Annotated in this window: 21 protein-coding genes; 1 reads left to right on the top strand and 20 read right to left on the bottom strand. The window is 61.7% G+C overall.

Annotation, left to right across the window (positions count from 1 at the left end):
* Window positions 1-6: 6 nt before the first annotated feature.
* Together QZM15_RS32750 and QZM15_RS32745 are read right to left on the bottom strand one after the other, a co-directional pair.
* Window positions 7-255, bottom strand: a complete 249-nt coding sequence (locus QZM15_RS32750; RefSeq protein WP_109343300.1) for a hypothetical protein — start codon at window positions 253-255, stop codon at window positions 7-9.
* Window positions 256-299: 44 nt separating this feature from the next.
* The gene (locus QZM15_RS32745) at window positions 300-926 is read right to left on the bottom strand and encodes a phospholipase D family protein (RefSeq protein ID WP_058904052.1); all 627 of its coding nucleotides are present in this window, start codon (window positions 924-926) and stop codon (window positions 300-302) included.
* A gap of 263 nt (window positions 927-1,189) precedes the next feature.
* Between QZM15_RS32745 and QZM15_RS32740 the strand changes: the two genes are divergently transcribed.
* Entirely contained in the window at window positions 1,190-1,576 is a 387-nt protein-coding gene (locus QZM15_RS32740; RefSeq protein WP_174392406.1) for a hypothetical protein, read from the top strand.
* Window positions 1,577-1,619: 43 nt separating this feature from the next.
* On the opposite strand, the gene QZM15_RS32735 is transcribed toward QZM15_RS32740, so the two are convergent.
* The 18 genes from QZM15_RS32735 to QZM15_RS32650 form a co-directional block, all read right to left on the bottom strand.
* A complete protein-coding gene (locus tag QZM15_RS32735) occupies window positions 1,620-5,552 on the bottom strand; it encodes a conjugal transfer protein TraG N-terminal domain-containing protein (RefSeq protein ID WP_109343301.1) in 3,933 nt (1,310 codons plus the stop codon).
* A complete protein-coding gene (locus QZM15_RS32730; RefSeq protein ID WP_109343302.1) occupies window positions 5,549-6,994 on the bottom strand; it encodes a conjugal transfer protein TraH in 1,446 nt (481 codons plus the stop codon). The genes QZM15_RS32735 and QZM15_RS32730 overlap by 4 nt, the downstream gene beginning before the upstream one ends.
* Window positions 6,994-7,803 (bottom strand): conjugal transfer protein TraF, encoded by an 810-nt coding sequence (locus QZM15_RS32725; RefSeq protein WP_109343303.1) that lies wholly within the window; start codon window positions 7,801-7,803, stop codon window positions 6,994-6,996. The genes QZM15_RS32730 and QZM15_RS32725 overlap by 1 nt, the downstream gene beginning before the upstream one ends.
* On the bottom strand, window positions 7,800-8,765 hold the full coding sequence (locus QZM15_RS32720) for a hypothetical protein (RefSeq protein ID WP_226094272.1): 966 nt from the start codon (window positions 8,763-8,765) through the stop codon (window positions 7,800-7,802). Before QZM15_RS32720 ends, QZM15_RS32725 begins: the two co-directional genes overlap by 4 nt.
* A complete protein-coding gene (locus QZM15_RS32715; protein WP_109343304.1) occupies window positions 8,762-9,259 on the bottom strand; it encodes a hypothetical protein in 498 nt (165 codons plus the stop codon). The genes QZM15_RS32720 and QZM15_RS32715 overlap by 4 nt, the downstream gene beginning before the upstream one ends.
* Window positions 9,260-9,316: 57 nt before the next feature.
* Window positions 9,317-9,709 (bottom strand): hypothetical protein, encoded by a 393-nt coding sequence (locus QZM15_RS32710; RefSeq protein ID WP_109343305.1) that lies wholly within the window; start codon window positions 9,707-9,709, stop codon window positions 9,317-9,319.
* Complete coding sequence (gene traN / locus QZM15_RS32705; protein ID WP_109343306.1) at window positions 9,706-10,986, bottom strand: conjugal transfer protein TraN; 1,281 nt, start codon at window positions 10,984-10,986, stop codon at window positions 9,706-9,708. Before traN ends, QZM15_RS32710 begins: the two co-directional genes overlap by 4 nt.
* Window positions 10,983-12,263 (bottom strand): hypothetical protein, encoded by a 1,281-nt coding sequence (locus QZM15_RS32700; protein WP_226094271.1) that lies wholly within the window; start codon window positions 12,261-12,263, stop codon window positions 10,983-10,985. The genes traN and QZM15_RS32700 overlap by 4 nt, the downstream gene beginning before the upstream one ends.
* A 5-nt stretch (window positions 12,264-12,268) precedes the next feature.
* Window positions 12,269-13,057, bottom strand: coding sequence for a type-F conjugative transfer system pilin assembly protein TrbC (gene trbC, locus QZM15_RS32695; RefSeq protein WP_109343308.1), 789 nt, complete (start codon window positions 13,055-13,057; stop codon window positions 12,269-12,271).
* Complete coding sequence (gene traU, locus QZM15_RS32690) at window positions 13,054-14,085, bottom strand: conjugal transfer pilus assembly protein TraU (protein WP_109343309.1); 1,032 nt, start codon at window positions 14,083-14,085, stop codon at window positions 13,054-13,056. The genes trbC and traU overlap by 4 nt, the downstream gene beginning before the upstream one ends.
* Window positions 14,082-14,774 carry a hypothetical protein gene (locus tag QZM15_RS32685; protein WP_109343310.1) on the bottom strand — a complete coding sequence of 231 codons (693 nt, stop codon included), beginning with the start codon at window positions 14,772-14,774 and terminating at the stop codon, window positions 14,082-14,084. Before QZM15_RS32685 ends, traU begins: the two co-directional genes overlap by 4 nt.
* A 46-nt stretch (window positions 14,775-14,820) precedes the next feature.
* Window positions 14,821-15,438: a type-F conjugative transfer system protein TraW gene (gene traW / locus QZM15_RS32680; RefSeq protein WP_109343344.1), complete on the bottom strand. Its 618-nt coding sequence runs from the start codon at window positions 15,436-15,438 to the stop codon at window positions 14,821-14,823.
* A gap of 316 nt (window positions 15,439-15,754) precedes the next feature.
* Window positions 15,755-16,264 (bottom strand): S26 family signal peptidase, encoded by a 510-nt coding sequence (locus QZM15_RS32675; protein WP_109343311.1) that lies wholly within the window; start codon window positions 16,262-16,264, stop codon window positions 15,755-15,757.
* A gap of 214 nt (window positions 16,265-16,478) precedes the next feature.
* Entirely contained in the window at window positions 16,479-16,847 is a 369-nt protein-coding gene (locus QZM15_RS32670) for a TrbI F-type domain-containing protein (protein ID WP_226094270.1), read from the bottom strand.
* A 2-nt stretch (window positions 16,848-16,849) separates the two neighbouring features.
* The gene (gene traC / locus QZM15_RS32665) at window positions 16,850-19,444 is read right to left on the bottom strand and encodes a type IV secretion system protein TraC (RefSeq protein WP_109343313.1); all 2,595 of its coding nucleotides are present in this window, start codon (window positions 19,442-19,444) and stop codon (window positions 16,850-16,852) included.
* A 14-nt stretch (window positions 19,445-19,458) separates the two neighbouring features.
* Entirely contained in the window at window positions 19,459-20,139 is a 681-nt protein-coding gene (gene traV / locus QZM15_RS32660; RefSeq protein WP_109343314.1) for a type IV conjugative transfer system lipoprotein TraV, read from the bottom strand.
* Window positions 20,140-20,141: 2 nt separating this feature from the next.
* On the bottom strand, window positions 20,142-21,068 hold the full coding sequence (locus tag QZM15_RS32655; protein WP_226094269.1) for a DsbC family protein: 927 nt from the start codon (window positions 21,066-21,068) through the stop codon (window positions 20,142-20,144).
* Window positions 21,069-21,161: 93 nt separating this feature from the next.
* On the bottom strand, window positions 21,162-21,515 hold the full coding sequence (locus QZM15_RS32650; protein ID WP_041489688.1) for a hypothetical protein: 354 nt from the start codon (window positions 21,513-21,515) through the stop codon (window positions 21,162-21,164).

Below are 21,515 nucleotides of genomic sequence, written 5' to 3'. Positions count from 1 at the left end.
CCGGAGTCAGGCGCGACCGAGGTTCAATCGACGAACACGCAGGCCGTAGACGTCCAGCGCACGAGTGATCGCGACCGTATCATCCGGATGCAGCGCATCGCGAGCGGCAACCAGAGTCTTGCGTTCTGCGTCCGCGATCGCGACGCACTCCGCATCCGGCTCCGACCGCGACTCCTCTTCAGCGATGACGGCGACATAGTGGGCGATCAGCTGCCCGATCGTTTGGCAGGCGACTTCGTAATCGACATGAGGCATCGTGTTCTCCTGAAAAAATTAAGCTTGCGCGCGTGCTTCCTGGGTCAAACCCCTGGGTAAGGCTTCGATTCATTCCATAGCCGCGTCCACGCGCTGCGCACGGCTGCGGCGACCGTGGCGTGATGCCAGATGACGAGGACGTTTTCTGCGTTGTGGTTGGCGCCGGCCTGCGTGTAGTTCATCGAGCCTGTCTGGGTCGTATCGCTATCAGCGACGATGAACTTGTCGTGCATGAGCGGTACGGCCATGTCGATACGAACCGGTATTCCGGCCGCGACGAGATCCGCGAGCTTCGAGCCGCGGCCGTCAAGCTGCGAGCGGTCGAGGACAACACGAACCTGCACACCAGCGTGGGCGCGCTCGATCAGGTGGGTAACGATGCGACGATTGGTGAGCTCGTAAGCGGCGACGTCGAGCTCCGACTGCGCGGTATCGATCACGCTCAGCACGAGGGCCTCGGCCTGGCCGTCTGGCGAAGTGGCGAATTGCACGGAGGCGCGATCGCCAGAGCCGGTGCTTTCCGAATGTGAGGCGTTTTCGGCCGGGTGTTTCAGAGCGCTCGCATAATGCCCAACGGACGACGACAAATTGCCGAAATCCGGCGTTGGGCCGTCATGCAGCACGTAGTAGCCGACACCGGCCGCGAGCGCGAGGAAGAGGAGAAACTTCATGCCGACCTCCCGACGTGAGAGGCGTGGCCATCCGCTGAATAGGAGCGGGCGCAGGCGTTGTCGCCGTGCACCGAGGCGCAAGCAGCAAGAAGCAGGGCAGGAAACGTGAGCGCGGCCAGACGCACTCGACTCACCGTCGAGATCGCGCTATTTAAAGACGCAAATGAATTGACACCACGACGAATTAATTCATCAAGGATTAACTTGCCAGTACGCAAAATCAGGCGTAACGTCAACACTAATTGCGTACGGGGACGCTCATCATGGACTATGTGCTTGCGAATTTCATGGCGATAATGGCAGCAGTGATTTTCTCGGTTTTCACGTCGTTTATTGCATCGCGCAGTGGCCGATTGATTTACCGGAAAATCATGTGGTGCTACCTGACCACGCTCCTGGTTGCGGCCATCGTGATTACGGTAATGCAGCTGCCCTTTACCATTTTGGCGTTTGGCGCTCTCTCTTCCTGCATATTCGGCGTGTTCGCAGAAATCGGCATCGCTGCGAAAGTCGGCCACCTCGCCATCACCGACAGGTCGGGCGGTGGATATGACGATAATCTCGCTAGGTCGCGTAGCTTTGTCGACGAGTACACCAATAGCTGGAAGCAGCCCTACCACGGGCCGAATGATTCTCTTCGAAATTGGTGACAGTGAGTTCTTCATATTCTGAGTGGGCCGCAAGGCCCCTTTTTCATTGGTTCTTGGGGTCATCGTTTGCAACGTCCGCCCGCGGGATCGACTTGACTCCACGTTCGTCATCGGCCGAACCGCGCCCTAGTCGACTCGGCGACACCAGAGCGCTCGGGGAAGTGGCGGCGCCGCTGGCCGCCGACTCGTCGCGCGAAACCGATGGGGCGCCTTCGGCGGTTGCGGGATCGGGGTACGGCGAAGGTGTCGTAGGCAAGACAGCCCCAGCAGCAGATGGTCCGGCTGGCGCGCGATCGATCTCCATCTTTCTTTCAACACCGCCGACTTGTGACTCGACGGTTGGGAGGCCGACGCCACCAGACGTCGAACTGCTCCGGGCAGCTGTTCCAGGCGCAGTAGGCGCCGGCGTAGCCCCCACTGGACCAGCGTTAGTAGGTTTGACGTTGTCAATTCGCGAGCCGGAGCTAACGGCCGTCGTTCGCGGAGCCACGACTGAGACCCCGCCGCTGCGCTTCATTGAAGCGGTCGGCACGCCACGTCCCTGACTTCCATCGTCAACCACTCGGTGACCCGGTGTCGGGTCGACGCGTCGCGCTACAGCTTCTTGATCAAGACTGGATACCTCCGGAGACGGCCGGCTGTATGTCCCGTCAAGAGGATCGGGCGCTCGACGATCACTCTGCAGATGTGACATGTGGTCGTTGCGGGCCGGCAGAGTCACGATCCTGAAGTCAGATTCAGACAGGCGCGGTTGAGTTGCGGGCGCGGGTCCCGCCGCTCGAGCGGCTTCAAGAGTCGGGCCATTTCCCGTCGTTCGCGGATGCAGGAAGCTTTCAATAGGTGCCGAGGTGGACGTTGTTCCAACCGGCCCGGTCGGCTGAATCGAGTTCACCCATGCCGACAGAGGCCCCTTGCTATCAGAAGCTGAGGTCGCCGCCGGCGGAGAGGAAAGCGAGCGGCCCGGTGCCCGCTCGGGCATCATGAGCGGCTTGTTGTCAGCCGACGGATCGACGTGGTCACGCACCTGCTTGATCGGCGCGGCGGACTCGCTTGCGACCCGTTGCTGCATAGCATCCACACGCTGCTGAGCGTCGGTCACGATTTGGGGCATCGGAGTCGCAACATCCAGGGGTGTCGTATCCACTGGTCCAACCGCACCTGCAAATCGCTGGAACGACGCGGGGGCACTTGCGCCAACACCGGACTGGTTGCGTTGGTCCTGGCGAGCGACGTCGATCCCGCTCGCAGGGAGAGCAGACCCATCACGAGCCGTGGTCGGCAACGTCGAGTTGCGCGAAACGATGTCGCGCATCGCTGCATCTTGGGCGACCAGCTGAGCGATCTGCGGAGACGGCAGCGTCATCAGCTGGCTGTATCGCATACCGTTGCGCGCAGCGACCGCCTGCAGGTTCTCAGGCGTCATCAGGTTGGTCGAGGTATCTACGCGCGAAACCACTTGCGTCGATCCGCGCTGGCGCACGTCTGCGCTGCGAGTGAGATCCGCTGAAACGCGAGAGCCGGACGAAACCTGGTCCGTCAGAGACGCGGAACGGTCGCTGCGAACGTGTTGCCCGGACTCCATCCCCGTCGAGTCCGAATGGATCTGTGAGCCTTCCCGGCTAACTTGATCGCTTTCGGTATAGGCGCCCAAACTTCCGTACTGATCGACGAACTTCTGTGCATCGGAATTTCGCCAGAATCGCGTGTAGCCACCCTCACCCGAAACGTCGAGCCCAAATTTCAGACTGGACCGCCCCTTTCCAGTGCCGCCGCCGTTGACAAAATCTGCCGCGCGCACCTTCGACCGATACGCGTCGCGCACCGCCTGCACCTCTTGTGGCGTTTTTCCGAGCGACTCCGCCTTGCGCGCAAGCCGGTCTTCCTCGGCTTGATTGAATAGTGGTGAGTTCGCCGAGGAATTGGCGGTTCCGTGGGACCCATTGCCGCTCGGGCCCCGACCATTGCCACCTGACGATCCACCACCGCCACCTCCGACATTGCCAGCAGGTTGCGCATCATCACCAAACGACTTATCGAAGCCACCACCGAGCATGATGGATCCTCTTCCGCCAAGCGACGTCTGCCCTTCAACGGAATGTGCTTGATCGACTGCGTACTGCTGGTCGTTCGACGTCCGGCGCTCGCCGGACTGCGTCGAAGAGGCCCGCGTACCAGAACTGGCCTCATCGGCAAGCCGTTGCGAGCTTCCCCGTTCCTGGCTGCTCGAGACGCTATTCGTGCTGGACGCAAGCTGCTCGCGCCCAGCGAAGGTCGAATTCGTTTGGTTTGCCGCGACACCCGTCGAGGTGTCGGTGCCGAGCGACCGCTCGAATGCGTCCTGGGAGGTTGCCGAAACACCAAGGTTGTTTTGAAACTCGGTTCGAGCGATCAGGCCATTGGCAAAATTCGTAAAGGCCGAGCCGGTCCCGGTATCGACGTTCATCGAGCCAGTGCGCGATTGCACGGTGTTGTCGTACTTGTTCGCCGAGGTCACGTTGCGCGACGCGTTATCGATCGACGACGAATCCATGTGCACGTTGCCGATGTTTTCGTCGCCCTGCGCCTGCTGGCCACCGATCTGTTGAGCGGACCCTGTAAGCGCGCCGCTCAATTGAGAGAACGCGCCGACAACGCCGGCCGACGCGAAGTTCAGCAACATCCAGGCAAGGGGTGGCGTAATAATCACCATGTATCCAAGCAGCGCCTGCTCGTCGAGCAACGTCTGCCCGAACTTCGCCGCCATCCCGAACGGCACCCCGGCCTGCAACAACATCGAGCGCATCTCATGGCTCAGGTGAATCAGCGACAGCCCGTTGATGACCGCGAAGAGCATCGGCCAGATAGATACCCACGCCACCGTCTTCGCATACATCGCGAGGATTCGCTTGGCCCCATCCGCGCCGCTGATCAAGCAGAGCACCAGAATGAGCGGGAAAACCGCATAGATAATCGCTTCGGCATAGTTGCGAACAGTCGGCAGCGTGTTCTTGGCCAGAATCGCCATGGAGGCAAGCGAACCGTTCGTCGCCACCGCAGCCTGGGCCGAACTCATCAACGCATTGACCTCGGCCACGCGCGCCGGATCGTTCAGCATCGCGGGCAGCTCCGCGCCCGCCTGACGCCATACGTTGTTGAACATTGCCTGTCGTAGCGCCGACGACGCGTTCTGCGACGACTGGAGGATGAAGCCGTACGAATCTCCGATCGCGTTGACGAATTCCGCCTTCGCCATGGAGGCGTCGGCGATCTCCGGATACATCTCGCTGCCATACATCTGCTCGGCCGCTTGCTCAGCGTCCTGTACGCGCAGCAGCAACAAAGTGCCGGTCGCCGAACACGTGTCCGTCGTAGGGTTCGCGGTAAGGGTGTTCGTCGTCACGTATCGTGCAGGGCTCGTCGACGTGAACACGGTATTGAAGGGGTCCGTGCCGTTCATGATCGTCTTCGGATCAATTGCGCCGTCCTGGATGTCGTAGACCGTGCACTCCTTGAAGAACTGGATAAGGTCGGCGTGCAGCCCCGGATCAGTGATTTCAGCCTTGTTCACCTTCTGCAGCACGGAGATGCCGAAACCCACATCGCCCTTTTTCAGGGTCAGCGTATCCGGCACCGAAAAGATCGTTTCGTACGACTGCGTCAGCACGCGAGAGATGAGCGTGAAGCTCTGGGCAACGGCGGCGAGATACGCGGGGACGTGATCCACCTCTCGAGTCGGCTGCACGTTGTTGACGTCGGTGATGAACACGTTCTCAATAGGCAGCAACAGCAGCTGCGTCATCAGCATCGCGGCGGCGAACCAGCGGAAGATCTCGTAGCCTTTCCGACCGATCGCGACAATCGTCCAGATCACCACCCCGCACAACAGCGTGTAGCGGATGAGACCTGTCCAGGTGCCGCTACCCATGAAAGACGCGATACCCTGCATGACGTAGTACAAGGTATCGACGTTCCCATAGGTGTCGATTTCCATGTTCATTGCGTGCTCCCGCCGTTCAACGTCTGGCCGAACGCCAACGAGTTCCGAAGCGAAGACGACACATTCGCGTGCACGGCACGCTCGATCGACTGGAGTTGCTCGACCAGCTGCCACGCGTTCGACGTCTGGCTGAAGGCTTGCATCACGACGCTGCGTGCTTCCGATTCGACCGTGTCGATGTTGGTATTGAGCTTCGTGGCCTCGTCGAGCAGCGACGTGCTGGATTTAACGGTGCCGTAACGCGCGATTGCCCGGCGGAGGTCTTCAGCAGATCCGTGGATGTAGGCCTCGGCGTACTTGGCCGCGATCAGCGACTGGTAGGTGCTCAACAGTTGGTCGGCCAGAGACGAATTGTTCAGGCGCGTGCCGACCGCGATCATTTTGTAGACCGGCAGGTCGGTCATGCTCAGGAACCGAAACGTGTCTGCCGGGTTCGGGATCGCGGAGCGCGATGCGATCGCATCCGTGATCACCTGCAGCTTTTGCTGTACGAGCGTACGGAAGGGGGTGTACCCAATTTCCTGCACTGACGGATTCAGGCATTTCGACGTCTCGTCGCACACGTACACCTGGATCGTCGTGCCGCTGTTCGCAGCGGGATCGTTACCGACCAGCTCCTGCACCGTGAGGCTGCCGATTCGCGGGAGAAATACAGGGTTCACCTCCGTGCCGCCCGAATCCGACGGGTCGGGGAAGATGACCGTCCCCACCAGCGACATCAGGAATTCGCGATCCGACGTGCTCAGGTCCGGCAGCTGCTGCAGCGCCTGCCACGTCACATTGCCGTACGGCTGCTTGGCCGCTAGATTGGAATCCGACGCAGTGGCCGTGTTGATCGTCTGCGCCGCTTGTGCCGAGTTGTTTCCGGTATTTGTCCAGGCATCGGTCATATCCGAATACAGGTTCGTGAATGGCCCGAGCGTGTCGGCCAGGTTCGCCTGCTCCTTTTTCCATGCAACGGGCGTCACGGCGTTGACGATGCCCTCGGCGGCCTGGCACGAGTCGATGTTCATCCGGTTGACGTCGCGGGCGATGGTCTGCAGCGATTGCATGACGTTGTCGCAGGTCGGGCAGAGGTTCTGCAGGGCAAGCTTGAATGCGTAGCCCAAGGCGTTCGAGCCGATGTTGCGCAGCAGCGCAACAAACTGCTCTTTGTTGATGAAGCTGAACCCGCCGGCAAACAGGTCGATCCCGCCGCAACCCGCGCCCCATTCCGGGGCCGTGACACTCGCGAGCTGGTAAGTCTTGTGTGGCGTGCGCATGAACACGCTTCCGCCGCTGTACATATCCATCGTTTCGCCCTGCAACGCGCGTGGGCTCGATACGTTGCCCATGGCGTTGATAGAGTCGAAGACCTGCTGCATCGACATCGCCTGCGCATAGGCCGGGGCGATGGCAAACACTGCAGCCGTCATTGCGGCAATCCAGCGTGTCGGTTTCATCAGAAAAGCTCTCCAGGCTGCGAGGCAGTGAGAACGAAGATTCGGTCGATGATGTCCTGGAGGGACATCGTTCCCGAGCCGATCATCGCGTGGTCGCCGGTCTCTTTCGACGCGATGAAGAGGGCGGGCACCTGTTGGACGCCCCAGACCGACGCCTGCCCGTGGTCAGGCGTCGGGTTCGGAAACTCGCCAATGCCTCGCCCGTCCAGAGAGACCGGCAGCACGTCAATGCCATAGCGCTGCGCGAGCAGCACAATCGTCGGGGCCATCGCATGGCAGTACGGGCAGTCCGAGCGGAAGAAGAAAATCAGGCCGTGCTTCTGCGCGAGCGCACGCAGCTGCCCGTCCTGGTCGGAATCCCGGGTCCGGTCGTAGGTATGGACAGCGACGTTGTTGGTCGGACGCTTGAGCGAGTAATCGAGGCTCGGGTTCTGCCATACGACGCGGCGCCATTGATCGGCGAAGACAGCGCTCTTTTGCTGGACGTACTCCCAGAGCTTGATGTACTCCTTGATGTGCTCGGGCGTCGGGTCCATGTTCGCGACGTCGAGTCGGTGCTTCAGCGCCTCGCGCATCTCATCGGCCGACTTGATCTGGTCGAAGTCGTCGGAATCGGTTGGCTTGGCCGCGCTCGCACCTGCCGGCGCCGCAGGCTTGTCGTCGTCGCAGTACCAATTGAATTTCTCCTGCCCGTCGCAGCTCCAGGCGGACTTGTAGTCCAACCCATCGGCGTGCGCGATCGGCGACACCAGTAGCGCTGCAGGAAGCACGACCGCTACCGCGAGCCCGAATCCACGGATTGCGCTCATGGCCGGCTCCGCTGCGCGTCGACGTCATAGCCGGCGTCCATCAATTGGCCGAGTGCCTGCTCGAGTTGCACTTCCGCGAAACCAAGAGACTGCGCCGCCTTGACCTGTTCTGCCGCATCGGCTTGATGCCGCGGCCCTCCGAGAATCCAAAAGAATTGGCTTCGGGCCTTGGGCTTGTGCAACACCGCCGCCGCGCCCATAAACGCCCGACGTGCGTTCCGCCAGGCGAAAGCCGCGCCAACTACGTTCGAAATGCAATGTCGCTGATATGCAGCAAGCTCGATCAACTCGTCATCGCGCTGCGCGTGAGGCGGTTCGGCAGGAGGCTGGCTGTCGTGCTGCCAGCCGGCCTCTGTCGACGCCGACGAAGGTGCCGCCGGGATACTGACGACACCGCTCACTGGCCGAGCCGGTTTGTCCCACTTTGGGGTCGACCATGGCGCACCGGAGAAATGATGCTTTTGGAAGGCTGCGAGGAGCGCGGCATGGTCGCCGCCCAGGGAACCTGCGATCTCCCTCAGACAGTCGAGGTTGTCGCTTCCATTCCGATATACCCGGGAATCGTCTGAGTAACCGAAAAACCAGTCGTGCCGATCGAGCATGTCGTAAAACTGTTCGATCGCGGGACGGTGGATCGGCCCCGCCGAGCTCAGCGGCGTCCCGTCAGACAAGTCGACCGGATCCGCGACCGCGTCGTCATCGAGCTCGATCGTCGTACCGGGCGCCGGCGCCGATCCGTCGACAACAACGAAGCTGCCTTGCCCCGTGACCTGATCGTAGTTCGTCACGCAAACATCTGCGATCGCGTCCTCGAGCAATACGGAAATGGCTTCGCGCGACGGCGCGGCGCCGCGCGTTACCCGGAAGGTCGCGCGGTCACTGCCGGCGCCAGCAAAAAGATGGCTCGGCAAGTCGGGCGCCGGCGCGGCGCGCATGCTGGTGATCGTAATCTGCAGTCTCACTTCACCTCTCCTTCGCGGCTTGCGCGACTACGCTCGGCACGCTGCCGTCCGATCGAATCGAGGTGTGTGCGCAACGCGAGAGGCGAGGGCGGAGACCAGACGAGGTCCGCAGCAAGCGTAATGGCGGCAGCAACGAGCCACGCGACGAACAAGCCGTGACCAACCCGACGAGCGAGCGTAGCGACGGGAACGTCATCAGTCCGCCAGTGCATACAAATGGCCGACGGCGAATACTGAGCCGCGGTATCGGCACATGTCCGCAGTCGGATCGTGTCCGGATTCGTGCCGCTTCCAGCAGCCTGTTCGAGCACGGTCGTTGCCATACCCGTGAACGACCCGAGGTTGAGAACTGCGAGCCCGGCGACTGGGACGGCCGCCGGCACAACGACGAAAGCCACGAAGAGGCGCCGCACGTAGCAGGGAAGGCTGGCCCGCAGCGCCTGGGCCCAGTCGGAGCGGGAACGCGAAGGGGGAAACATGCTTTCGATGGACATTTCAACGCTCCTGCGTCGTGAGGGTTTTGAAATCTGCAACCAGTGGCCGGTGCTGCGTCACGGTGTATCTCCCGCGGGTTGCGACGGCGCCGCCGGCGTCAGGCCAATCGGCGGGACCTGATCGCGGCAATAGTTCATCTTCACGTCCAGGCGGCCGCTGGCTTCGCCCGCCTCGGTCTGGACGCCGCGGACGTCGAACAGCACGTCCAGACGCTTGCAGCCCGGCCGCGGCAAGTCGCCGATCGAGCGAGCCGTGACGTAGACCGGGCCGTTGGCGTGCAGCTTGGTGATAAGTGAACCCGCAACGGGTCCACGCAGCGCGCCAGACGCTGACCCGTGATCAATCGCGTCGATGAGAACTGCACTGAATTCGTCGTAGCTACCGCCGAAAGCCGCGGCCGGCAGCGCAAAAATCGCAGTAGCAAACGCAGCGGAGACAAGGCGCATCATTGGGATACCCCTTTTTCGCTTCCGATCGATTGCCGCACGCGCTGCAGAATCGCGTCCTCGTCGACGGCCTTGGACTGGATCGAATTGACGAACTCGGTAAAGTCGATATTCGAAAAATCAATACGCTGGAGTTGGTCGGCCGTGAAGCCACCGCAGCCGGCGAAGGGGATGCCGAGTTGCGCCTTGCCTTGCTGGTTGACAAGCTTCGCGATCAACGAGTTGAAACAGCAGTAGCTCTTCTTTTCCTCGACGCACACGCCGAGCACGCGCTTGGAGCAGCCCTGGTTGTACTGGACACAGAGGTTCTGGCCACGCTTCAGACTGAGCACCTGCTCGTCAGGGGAACATGCGAGCCACATCTGGATCAGCTGCGCAGCGATCTCGGCCGCGAATACGTACGGATTGAAATCTGCAAGCTGAACACCATTGGTGAGGGAGAACGAAAAACTAAAGCCGTAGGCACCAAAGGTTCCGGAGGTAGACAACGCCCTGTCCGCCCATGCGCCCATCTGCAAGAGACCAGAGTTCACGATCGAGCTATCGACCGTTTCGTACAGCTGGTCAAAGACATACCTCGACCCTAACGCGATGCCCTGCTTCGCCGCCGTTCCGCCAACCGACAGTCCAGCGCTGACCGCGGCGCTTCCGATCGCGTTGTTCGAGTAAGCGGCACCGCCGCCGTTGCTGGTGCAGCAGCTCTTGATCTCGAGGCCGCCCAGCACCTTGATCGAGCAGCTGCTGTCGTAGCCTTTGAAAATGTTCACGTTACCGCCACCGACACCGTAGGCGCCGGCTTCGCGCCCGGTTTCCAGCCCTGCTACGACCTTGCCGAGCGCGCCGTCCGCACCACTACTTGACGAGAAGCATCCGGCACCGGGTGCGCACATCGTGTTCGTGCATTGGGTGACGGTCGTCGTGTGCGCCGGAGTATCGAGACACTGGTACGTGTACTGCATCGTGTCGCAGCTTCCCTGCACCGCGTCGTTGTATGACACACACTGCTGGTTCACAAGGCCGCAGCCTTGCTGCTGCAATGGCGCGCAGTCGTTAACGGTGGAAGCGGCTTGGCATTCGTAGGTATCCTGGTAGTTCCAGCAATCCTGGTAGAGCGGAATCCCGTTGATGACACGTGTGCCGGCCGGCTCGATGCAGGCTGAACCAGTGCGTTGGCAGGTGGGCGCGGCATACGCTACCGGCGCGGCGAGCAGGGTGACCGTCATTACACTGCCGACGAGGGTGAACGCACGCGCGGCGAACATGAGAGCGCGGATATTCATTGTGCGGCCCGCTGTTCGAACGAGCTGCACTGGTCGATCCAGTTCGGCGTGCAAGTCGCGGTGCAGATCTGGTTCAGCGTGAGCTCAACTCGGGCCTGCCCGCCGCCCTGGAAACCGTACCCGCCTATCGCCGCTTGAATCTCGACGGTATTGACGCCCTCGTGCAAATACGAGCGGATGTCGGTGTTGGGCGCAATGGTCGACGGGTTCCCCTCGTACTCGCTACCGAAGGTGAAGAACGGTCGATACTCCGTGAGACCGCCATCTGCCGTAAAGGCAGTTTTATCCGAACACACGCTCCGAATGCCGTTGTAAATCAAATTGTGTGTGAAGGTCACACCAGGCGAGGACGCGGCAAGATAGCCGGTGGTCTGCCGTCCATCAATACCGCCGGACGACGCCGGCAGCGTCGCCACTCCGCATTGGAGAATGCGCCCGCCGTCCGGCGCATCGGTGTAGACCGTGACGCCGTTAATGTCGACGCTGCGCAGCGTATTGTTTGCCGTGATCTGGCTGATGACTGCGGTACCGATCTGACCAAGGTTCTGGACGCTGAAACTCATCGAGCCGGACACGGTCAGTCCGTTGTAGCCTGAGTTGTCGTGATAGCCCGTGTCAGCGCCGAAGTTCCAGAGCGCAGAGTTCGATGCCAGCCGCGCGGCAAACCCGCCGGTGAAGCTTCCCTCGACGACCCCGCCAGCGGCGCAGCCTTGATAGGGTTCGGTGCAGACGGGGTCATTGATGCGGTTGCAGGTATAGGTTTGCGTACCCACGGCCTGCTCGCAGGTTTCCTTCCGGTAGGTCGCCGGCACCGTCGACGTCACGTTGTGGCAGTCCTGCGAACTCGTCGTAGACCCGGGGTTATTGATCGTGCCCTTGCTCCCGGTCACGATCGGATCGCTCGCGGTGATCGGCATGCGATTGGGCGGCTTCTTCGCGAGGTAATTCACGGCATCGCATTCTTGACGCCAGTAGGCACTCGGGTTCGCTGGCTGCGTCGAGCAATCCGCTTCCTTCCCTGACCCGGCCGGCCCGAGACTGCCCTGCCCACCGCCATACAGCGGCGTCAGCTCGCCGTCCTGGTTCGTGTAGTTCGGCACGTTCGAGCTACCGCCACTGATGCTTCCGTGAGCCGCGTTCATTCCTGACTTACCGAACGACTGGCCTTCAGTAAACGCAGTCCCGGTAGATGGGGCGTCCGCAGCAGCGCACACGGCGACCGCAGCCAGAGCGGTCGCGATGGCCAGTGGTGCGCTTCGGCGCAGGGTTGCCCGCATTCCGTTCATTCGACATCCCCCAGTGCACGGAGATATCGCTCGGCGATCCCCCCGTAGGTAGGGCTGTGATCGACGATCTGGCGCAGGGCATACGCGGGCGTCACGTCTCCCGACAAGGAGACGTACGACGCCGGCAGCGCACATCCGCTGCTGTCAACCTGATTGTTGGCGTCTCCACCGCGTGTGACGACATAGGCGGGCACACGGGCGATGCGATACTGCGTGAACGCCTTCGGGTTGACGACGATGCCGCCGGACGCAATCCCCAGCCTCTGCATTTCCGCGGCCGTCGCCTTCAGTGAGTCGTTCTTGAAGCCCCGGAACACCACAGTTCCGCCGGCCTGATTCATGGTCTTCACCAGGCGTACCAGCGAGGCAGCGGGCATCGAGAAGCTCGCGAACGCGACGAAGGAATCGGTCACACGACGCTGCGTACGGCTTTCGTACCGTTTGGCGACGGCGAACGGGTCGGCACCGGCGGCGGCTGGCGCCGGCGTCGGCAGGTTCGGGAACGCGTTGCCATCGTGAGATGCCTTTGCTGCCGCCTGGGCCATCTGCCGATCGCGACTGCCCTGGATACGGCTCATCTCGGCATCAATCGCATCCGACGATGGCATCACGCCGCGGTAACGCGCGGTGCCGCTGGCTGCCTCATCGAAGGTCGCTCGGCGCGTGGTATTGATCTGTTGCTGCTCACGCGCGAGCGCATGATTCGACACGGTTTGTGCCGACACGTGAACGGCCGCGAGGGCGATCGTGCCGGCGGCTACGATGGAGAAAGTGAGCCGACTCATTGGGGCAGGTCTCCGAGGTTCGCACCCATGCAGCAGTTGCGCTTGCGGAAAATCTCGTACGCGAAGTCCTCCCCCGTGTACGGGATCATTTTTCCGGCGCCCCAGAGCGCCGACGTGCGGCCATACGGCTGACAGCACTGACCGTTGATCTGGTCGGTTTGCGCAACGGGGTAGAGCATCGTGTACTTGTATTGGGTCTTGTCCATCACCGGCTGCAGGTAGTAGCCGCACATGGCCCCGTCACCTGTCGTGCCCCACATCAAACCCTCGCGATGCAGCTTTGCGGTCATGCGCTCGACCAGCAGTGACGACGCCTGGATCGCGGACACATGGGCCTGAACGTGGCCGTTGAATGGATAAATCGAGCCGTTGCAGCCTGCGCACCAGAAGAGCAGGTTGCTGCCGAAACCTAGGCTCGAGAGTACGCAGTCACCTGCGCACGCGGCCTGGGCGATCGGACTGCCGAACAGGTAGGTCTCGGGCTCGAGGAGCAAGGTGAGATCGTCGTCGCTCCACGTCGGATCGACTTCGGTCATGTACGCGACATCGAAGCTGCCCGTCTCCATACAGGGGTCGTCTAGCAGGATCTCGGTGTAGTACATGACCGGATCGGTGTACCAGTGCACCTGATAGAAGCTCTGCTTGGTGTCGTCCTTCTGCTCGCGCACCTCCCCCTCCGGGGCGTGGATGCCCGGGTTCAGCGAGATCCCGCCGAGCGAAACGAAGCAGTAGGGCGAGCGCGTGACGTCGACGCGCCGGATCGGCTCCCAGAAGCTGAACTTGACGCCGAACGTGCCGTTACAGAAGCAGAGGAATCCTCCCGGGTTCGGGGTGTCGTCCTGGCCCATATTGAGGAACGTGACGCTACCGATGGCCATCGGGAAAGCGCATTCCCAGCAGATATCCGTGATCGGATTGGCGAATCGGCCGACACACTGACCCGCATCGGCCGGCGCCGAGAACGAGAAGCAGCTGGCAACCAGCGCGATCGCGAGAATCCAGCGGCGAAGGAGAGGGCGCATGCTCATGAAAGCAGCTCCCGCATCGCCGGATACACGTGGAAGACGAAGTCGATCAGGTTTGCGCCGACGTGATGGCCAAGGCGATAGACGATCGGCAGGAGGATCACTGCAACACCGCCGGTCGCCGCACCGGCAACGCCCCAAGCGGCGACCCAGACCACACGTGACGTTACCGTGGCCAGGATGCCGAGCAGCTTCGCTCCAATCGAACGACGTGCGGACTCAACAACGCCGGAGACGGGAAGAGGCTCATCCAACTGGACCGTATGGGTCGATTCGACGCCGATACCGAGGGCGCCCTTCACCCCCTTCTCGATACGACCGATCAGCTCAACGGCTTCGACCTCGCTCAGATGCTCGGCGAGGACCGCAGCAGGACGGTGGATATCATCTACAGCACCCGCCACAACGCGAAAGATTTCCCCGCTGCTGTCTCCTACGATCTGGCGGTCAGGTTGAACGGATAGACGAGCGACCCTGCTGTCGTACGGGCTCGCGCGCCAGTAGTAAGTCGCGAGCACACCGTTTCCTGAAACGACGACCTGATCATTGGTGACGTCTACGACATACCGCGTCGGCTCGCCTGTCGCATTGAAGTGCTGAAGAGCAGCAGCGCCGTCGTGGGGCGAGTTCTTCTCGACGACGTCGATAACGGCCGGGTCGGCAGTGAAGCCCAGACGGTCATAGTTGTTCATCGCGATTCCGATAAATTGGGAGGTGACAGGTGGTTTGGTCGCCGGGTCAACGCAGTTGCTCCGCAGGTTCTTCCTCAAGAAGCAGTTGGTTGCCGCGCTGGCTGATGACGGCCGGCACGCGGGTGATCCCGAAACGCTGGCTAAGTCGACCCTGCTGATCGAAATACACTTGCCGTTTCCACGACTTCGTCAGGTCAAACCACGAACCAGCAGTCAGGATCGGTTTGATGGAATCGCCGGAGCGGGCCGCGAGCGCCTGAACCGCCTTAGCCTGAGCCGGATCACGGCCGTCGAAGAACACCAGGCGCTCGTGCAACGTGACAATGTCGAGCGGATTGATCCGCGTGCCGGCGGCGACAATCACGGCGCCCGCGTCATTGGTGACGGGTTTTGCGTAGGTGACCGTCGGATCGATCAGGCGACTCGAGTACTCGCTGACCGTTGAAATGCCCGGCACCGGGGGCAGGGACGTTACGTCATGCAGCGCGCGCTGACGTGCGCGGCGCTCGACGGTCGCCAGCCCACCATTGGCTTGCAGTTCGAGCAGGCGACGCTTCAGCATCGCAATTGCGTCATGCTCTGCGATCGGATACGTCGGGCCAACGACGCCCAAGTCGTCCGCGACCGCGGAGATTGGGGATGCCGCGAGCGTCAATGCCGCGATCCACGTGACGGCCGGGCGTCGCTCAAGCCATCGGAATTGGAGCCGAGCAACGAGGGAGCAGGATGACGTTATCGCCGTTTCCAATACTTGAAGAACTGAGAAACGAGGGGTGCTACTGCCGTGCAGATATGCCAGGCACCCACGAGCATCACACCAAGTCAGACTACGGTCACGACGGCCAGCACGAAATGCATATTCCCGGTGATGAATCCGACGCAAATCAACACGAGAGAAATCAACAAGCAGACAAGTTCCAGCATTGGAATCTGAGCCTCCAGTCGAAGGGTCGGCCGGCGTGATGAGGGCACGGCAGCGGTCAAAAAATTTCATAGGCCTCCCCGACGATTGCGGTTTGAGGAACGGTGCCGGCGATCGAGTACCGCGAATCGAGGCTGTTCGGGTTCGGCGTGGCCACGAAGTAGTGTCCGGGCGGAATCACGCCGTCTTGGGTCGGAAACAGCGCCATCCCTGCAAGCGAGAGCGGCTTGGCGTAGCCGATATAGGTCTGATTGACCCAGACGTTGCGACCAACGACGTGCACGACGTCGCCAGGCAAACCAGCCACGTGTTTGATGAAGGTCAGTCCCGCGGGGTAGGTCGCCCCACCGTGCCACCGAAATGCGATGGTGTCGCCGAGGCGCGGCCGACAGTGGCCCTTGCGGATGAAGTAGAGCGTCCCCGGCAGACTGGTCGACATGTTGAACGTCAGCCCATACCAGGGCGTGAGGCCCCATGCGACGGCCGCCACGATCGTCAGGGCGACGACGGTGCGAACAAACCGTCGATAACGAGCCAGGCCGCTGGAGTAGGCGACGAGCGCGATCACTGTTCATCTCCGCGCAGGTCGGCCTTTGCAGCCATCGCGCACGCCGATCGGCAATAGACGACATGCGTCGTTACGTTTGCAAGGACCGCCGCACCAGTACTGGTCGAGGCGGCCAGATAATCGCCAACGTCGGTCGGCGCGAATCGCTCTCCCGCCGTTCCTATTCCACGCGTGCGCGCCGAAAGCCGGGGCAGCACCATCAACCGGAGGCGTGTCATTTGGCGATCCTCTTGGCGATCAGGTCCGTGAGATCGGGCGCGTCACCTGCAAGCACGGCAGCTTTGTTGATCACCACGCAGCCACACTGCGCGCCGAGCTGGTCCAGCGCGGCCGACAGGCGCTTTGCGTAATCGCCGGCGTGTTGGGTCGCCTTGTTCTTTGCGTCGTCCGTCATATGGACGGGATCGCCGTTATTGAAGGTCTTCAGCAACGTTTCTTGCTCATCGCTGATGAGCTTCTGCACGTCGACGACGACGACCGGCGCAACTTTTTCGCGTTGCGTCCAGAAGTAGACGAGCGGGGAGCCCAACAACAACGAAGCGCCGATCGAGATAAGGCCGGTGAGTACGAGGTCGTGTCGCATGTTCATTTCCGTTTGGCTTGGATCAGGGCGCGGATGGCGTCTTCGGTCGACGTGCCGCTGGTACGCAACCGCTCCATGAATTCGTAGTCCGGCCCCTTGGTGGTTGCCATGGCCAGAGTGAATTCGTCGGGGATATGGCGCAGCAGGTGAGTGCCCCCGTTCGGATCGACAAGGACGAACTCGCTATAGCGACCGGGTACCGGGCGCAGCGACTTCAACATGCGCTTCAACCCCGGTGACAGATCCATTACATCGCCCTTCTCAATCTTCTTGAGCGTGTCGTCGCTTTGCTTGAGGTGGAACTTCCATGCGGAGTTGTCAAAGGCGGCCTGCGTAGCCTTGTTCATCCCTGCATCGGTGATCCCCTGCGTCGCGAAAAAGAAGCTGCCTTCATATTTGCGCGCACGCCGATAGCCTTCTTCCATGAAGTCGGCCGATTCTTGATCGTCACCGACGATCTGCCAGCCCTCGTCCTGCAGGAACAGCTTCGGCCGCGACCGGTCAAAGCGGTACATTTCGTTGGTGACCTGATTGGTCAGGCCGAGCATGATCACCGTGCGCAGTTGGGGATCGCTGTTGAGGTGCTCGAGTTCAAGGCCCACCACTTCGTTGTCGAGGCTTACGTTGGTGCGCCCGTTGACGTAGTCGCCGTAAACACCGCCCTTGCAGAACGGTTCGAGACGCACGGCAAGTTCATACGCGATGCGTTCGGGTTGCCCGTTCTGGTCCTTTAGGCTCAACAAGGCGTCCCGCACCAACGTGGGACTACCTTCCTGACCGTAGTCCTTCCATACGATGCGCACTGCGACATCGAGCAACGCACCCTCGAATGGGGTGATGGGTGCGGTCGGCGATACCATTCGCGCGATAATCGGCCGGATGAATTTCACCTCGCTGTCGAGACCATTTTCGGTATCGATACCGGCCGTCGAAAACGCATTGATGATGATTCGCGACCCGGGCTTGAAGTCGATGTACTGGCCGTCGCCCATGTCGATCTGCTTTTCATACGAGTAGCCCACATCGCAGATCCGGACGATTCCGCCGACCGAGCGAAACGCTCCGATAATTTCGTTCAGAAGTACCGATTTACCAGCGCCGGAAGTACCATCCACAAAGCCGTTGTAGTTCGTTCCGCTCGAGTAGATGTCTACGAGCGCGGGCGTACCGCGGCGTCCAAAGAACAGCAGATTGGCTCGTCCACTGGTACCCGACCACTCGCCCAACACCGGCGCCATGTCGGTCGCATTCACGGTGGTCTTGGTAGTGATCAACCGGAACTTCTTGAGGTCGTCCCGCATGTCGCTTGTCAGCATCATGGGCAGGGCCGACAGGAACGTCGTGAGCTGCTGGGTCAGCATCGGGAACAGCTTGAAGCGCTCGGAGCGCCAGATTCCTTTCGCGGCCGCCACACACTGCTCCATCTTTTTGCGCGGAGCGAAGAGCGTCAGCGTGTGATAGAGCTCACACATCGAGCCGCCTTGCGTGAGCTGCATCGAGACGGCTTTCCAGTCCTGGTTCTGCAGGGCGAGTTCCGGCTGCAGCTTCGCGATCTTCGACTCGGCGTTCTGTGTCGCGCGAGCACCACGCAGAGCGGCCCGTGTCTCGACGGCGGTCTGATCGAGAATCAGGACGCCGAGCGTGATCAGGTACGGGCAGGGGTATTGATGGACATCGTTGAAGAGTGAACCTACGATGTTGTTCATCTCCCAGAGCTCTTTGCTCTTCGGATACTGGTGCACGCCAAAGCTGCGCACCGCGATGCGCGCGTCGGGCTCGTCCGCATCCTCGGGCGGCACTCCATAGAGCAAATGCTTCGCCTTCACACGCATGTGGTGACCGAAAGCCGTCAGTTGGTCACGAATGGGCTTGTCGTCGCTGTAGGTCTGATCGATCGTCTCAGCCCCATCGCCAAAGAACGCACTGGGGTTGAGGATCGGCCAGAGGAAGCGCAGCAGATCGTTGGGCTCCGCAGTACGGCTTGCCAGGCTTGCGGAACTCAGCGTCGCGCCGACGACGTCGCGAATATTCTGGATTTCTTCGATCAGCTTCAGATCGTCGAGCGAGCCCTTGCGCACGATCGACAGCAACAGCCGCTTGTCCGTGATCGAGTAGTTTTGGCCCAGAAACAGCGGCTGGCCGAGTTTGCCGCGGATGAACGCGGCGCGGCGCTCGGCCTGCTCCAGATAGAACGAGGGTGCACGGCCCGCCTCGGCGTACTCGCGCCGCAAGTCGACGTAGGCGTTTAACGACTCCTCGATGATGGGGTCGCCCAGCAGCATCCATTGAAGCCCATAGCCGGCAGGAACCGAGTCATATAGGCCGTGGAGACTGCGGGTCAACTCCGCGTCAGCGCCCGTCTGCGGTGCAACTGCAAGCACGAAGCCAACGGAATCCGTGTTGTAGTAGAGCTCCGTGGCGGGGTCGTACTGGTCATACGGCAGCAGGTTATGAAGTCCGACTGTCTCGACGCGCCGCTGGTCGGCAGCAACGGGTGCGGGTGGCCCGAGGTCGTCCTCGGTGCCGAGGATTGCTTCGCTGATCGCTGTTCGCGCGAGCGATTTCGCGTCGTCGATCCAGGCCTGCAGGGTGCTCATCGATGGCTCCTGGATCAGTGGTCTGTCGCTGCGGGCATCGCAGCCGCTGCACGGTCGACTGCACCGGCAGGCGTGAGAATTCCCTGCATGACCCGATCGGCACTCGAGATCGACCCCGACGCCGACTCGGTGTTGGAGCTAGCAGCGGATGCCTTGCTACCGCTACTGCCAGCATCCGGCGCAGCTGTCGGCGGCATCACCGGCCGGAACGCGGCCTGGATGCGCTGCTGGTTGTGCGCGATCGACCAGTGGCCGGGATCGACGATCAGATAGACGTATTCCTGATCGTGCAAGTCCGAGTCCGCGTCCTGCCACGGTGCGAACCAGATCCGCATCTCGCGCGACGCCGTGTGAACCGGAGCACCGCTGTCGAGCGCTTTGGGAAGAATCCCGGCGGCGCCGACGACGGGTCGAGCATTGCCGCCGACCGCAGCACCCGGTGCGCTCGATGCCTGGCTGAAATCTCCGGCATAGCTGCCGAGCGCGATATTCGTCGTCGCGCCGGCGCCTGTATGCACGCGCTGGTCGGGCAGGTTATGCGCCATCGCGTTGGCATAGATGCCAGACATGCTGCTGCAGAGCACCCCTTCAGGCGCCTTGCAGGCGAATTGCGAGCTCGCGTCATAGCCGCTGAAGCTGCAGCCGGTCAGGGTGAGAAGCGCGGAAAGCGTGGCCAGCATGATCTTGTTTTTCATGGTCACTTCGCTCCAAGCCATTGATCGATCGCTTCGGCGCTGGCGGCGCCCGGAAGCACCCGCCCGTCCTCGCTCACAAGCGCGGGCGTGCCAGAAATGCCCATGCTTGCGGCCAGCGCTTCGTTCGCTTCGATGGGGTTTGCGCACGACACGAGCTTCGGCTCGACGCGCGTCGGTGCAGGTGTCTTGGCAGCGCCGCCAGTCGGAGTCGATCCCTGATCGCGCATCCAGCGCGACAATGCGAGGGGCATCCACGCGTGCCACGTGGCAAGCCTGTCCTCGGCGCACCAGATCGCTATGGAGTGCGCGCGGGCCCGCGGATGAATCGACTCGAGCGGGTACATGAAACGGTAGATCGTGACGTCCTTGAGCTTGGAGAGGTCATCCTCCAAGGCCAGGCAGTATGGACAATCGGGATCGTCGAAGATCGCGAGCTTGCGACGGCCGCTACCATGAACCTCGACGAACGCGTCCTGAAGCCGATCGGCCGGGAACCGCACCTTCTGCAGTGCTTGCTCGAGCGGCACTGTCAGATCCTGTTGCGTCACCATGTCGAAGAGGTGGCCAAACAGGAAGTACCGGCCAGTGACGTCGGTGTAGGCAACTTTGTTGCCCATCACGACCTCATAGATGCCGGCCGACGGCGTGGCGGCGACTTCGTGAAACTGGGTTGCCGGGTAGCGTGCATGGAGCGCCGCCTTGAGCGCAGCTACGCCGGGATCAAGGTTCGGGTCGGCCGGGTTGACCTTCGACGTGGCAGCCGGACCGACAGACGCCGTAACACCGGCTTCAGAGCCCGGCCCGGCGACACGCGCCGGAACCGTGGATGGCACCACAGAAATACCTTGGGTGGTGCAGCCCCACGCGATGCACGTCGTCATCAGAAGAGCGAAAGTGAATTTGGCCTGTTTCATTGGATCGTTGAGCATGTTGAGGAAAAGGTGCCGTCGACGAACGTGGGTGCCGACGCGGGGGAGGGGTCAACCACGTGCGGTCGCACCACTCGATCTTGCTGATCTCGGTCATCGCCGCACCATCATGCAAAGGTCCGCCCGGCGCTTGATCTCAGCCGCGTATACGGTCAAGTCGCCGGTCAACACAACATGCGTGCGCGGTGCGGCTGGCACACCGACATACTCTTCAACAGGGGAGTCCGGGGTCCGCTTATCTCCGGCAATGCAGACGTTGTAGCCCCGCGAATTCGGAACATGCGCAATCGAGAGCGTGCCCTGCGCGACCATCGCTTCGAGCAGCGGGCGAATCCGCGCCGCGCTCAGGTGAAACTCGCTTGCCAACGCGTAGGCTGCATAGGCGACACGTGGGCGCATGGCAGCAAGTACATCGTTGGCAGTCGGCATATATTTCGCGCGAGGCAT

Origin of the sequence: Burkholderia sp. AU44665 (assembly GCF_030504405.1) — a bacterium.
Taxonomy (GTDB): domain Bacteria; phylum Pseudomonadota; class Gammaproteobacteria; order Burkholderiales; family Burkholderiaceae; genus Burkholderia; species Burkholderia semiarida.
The sequence above is the reverse complement of the archived record's forward strand: the minus strand, read 5'-3'. Positions and strand labels throughout refer to the sequence as shown.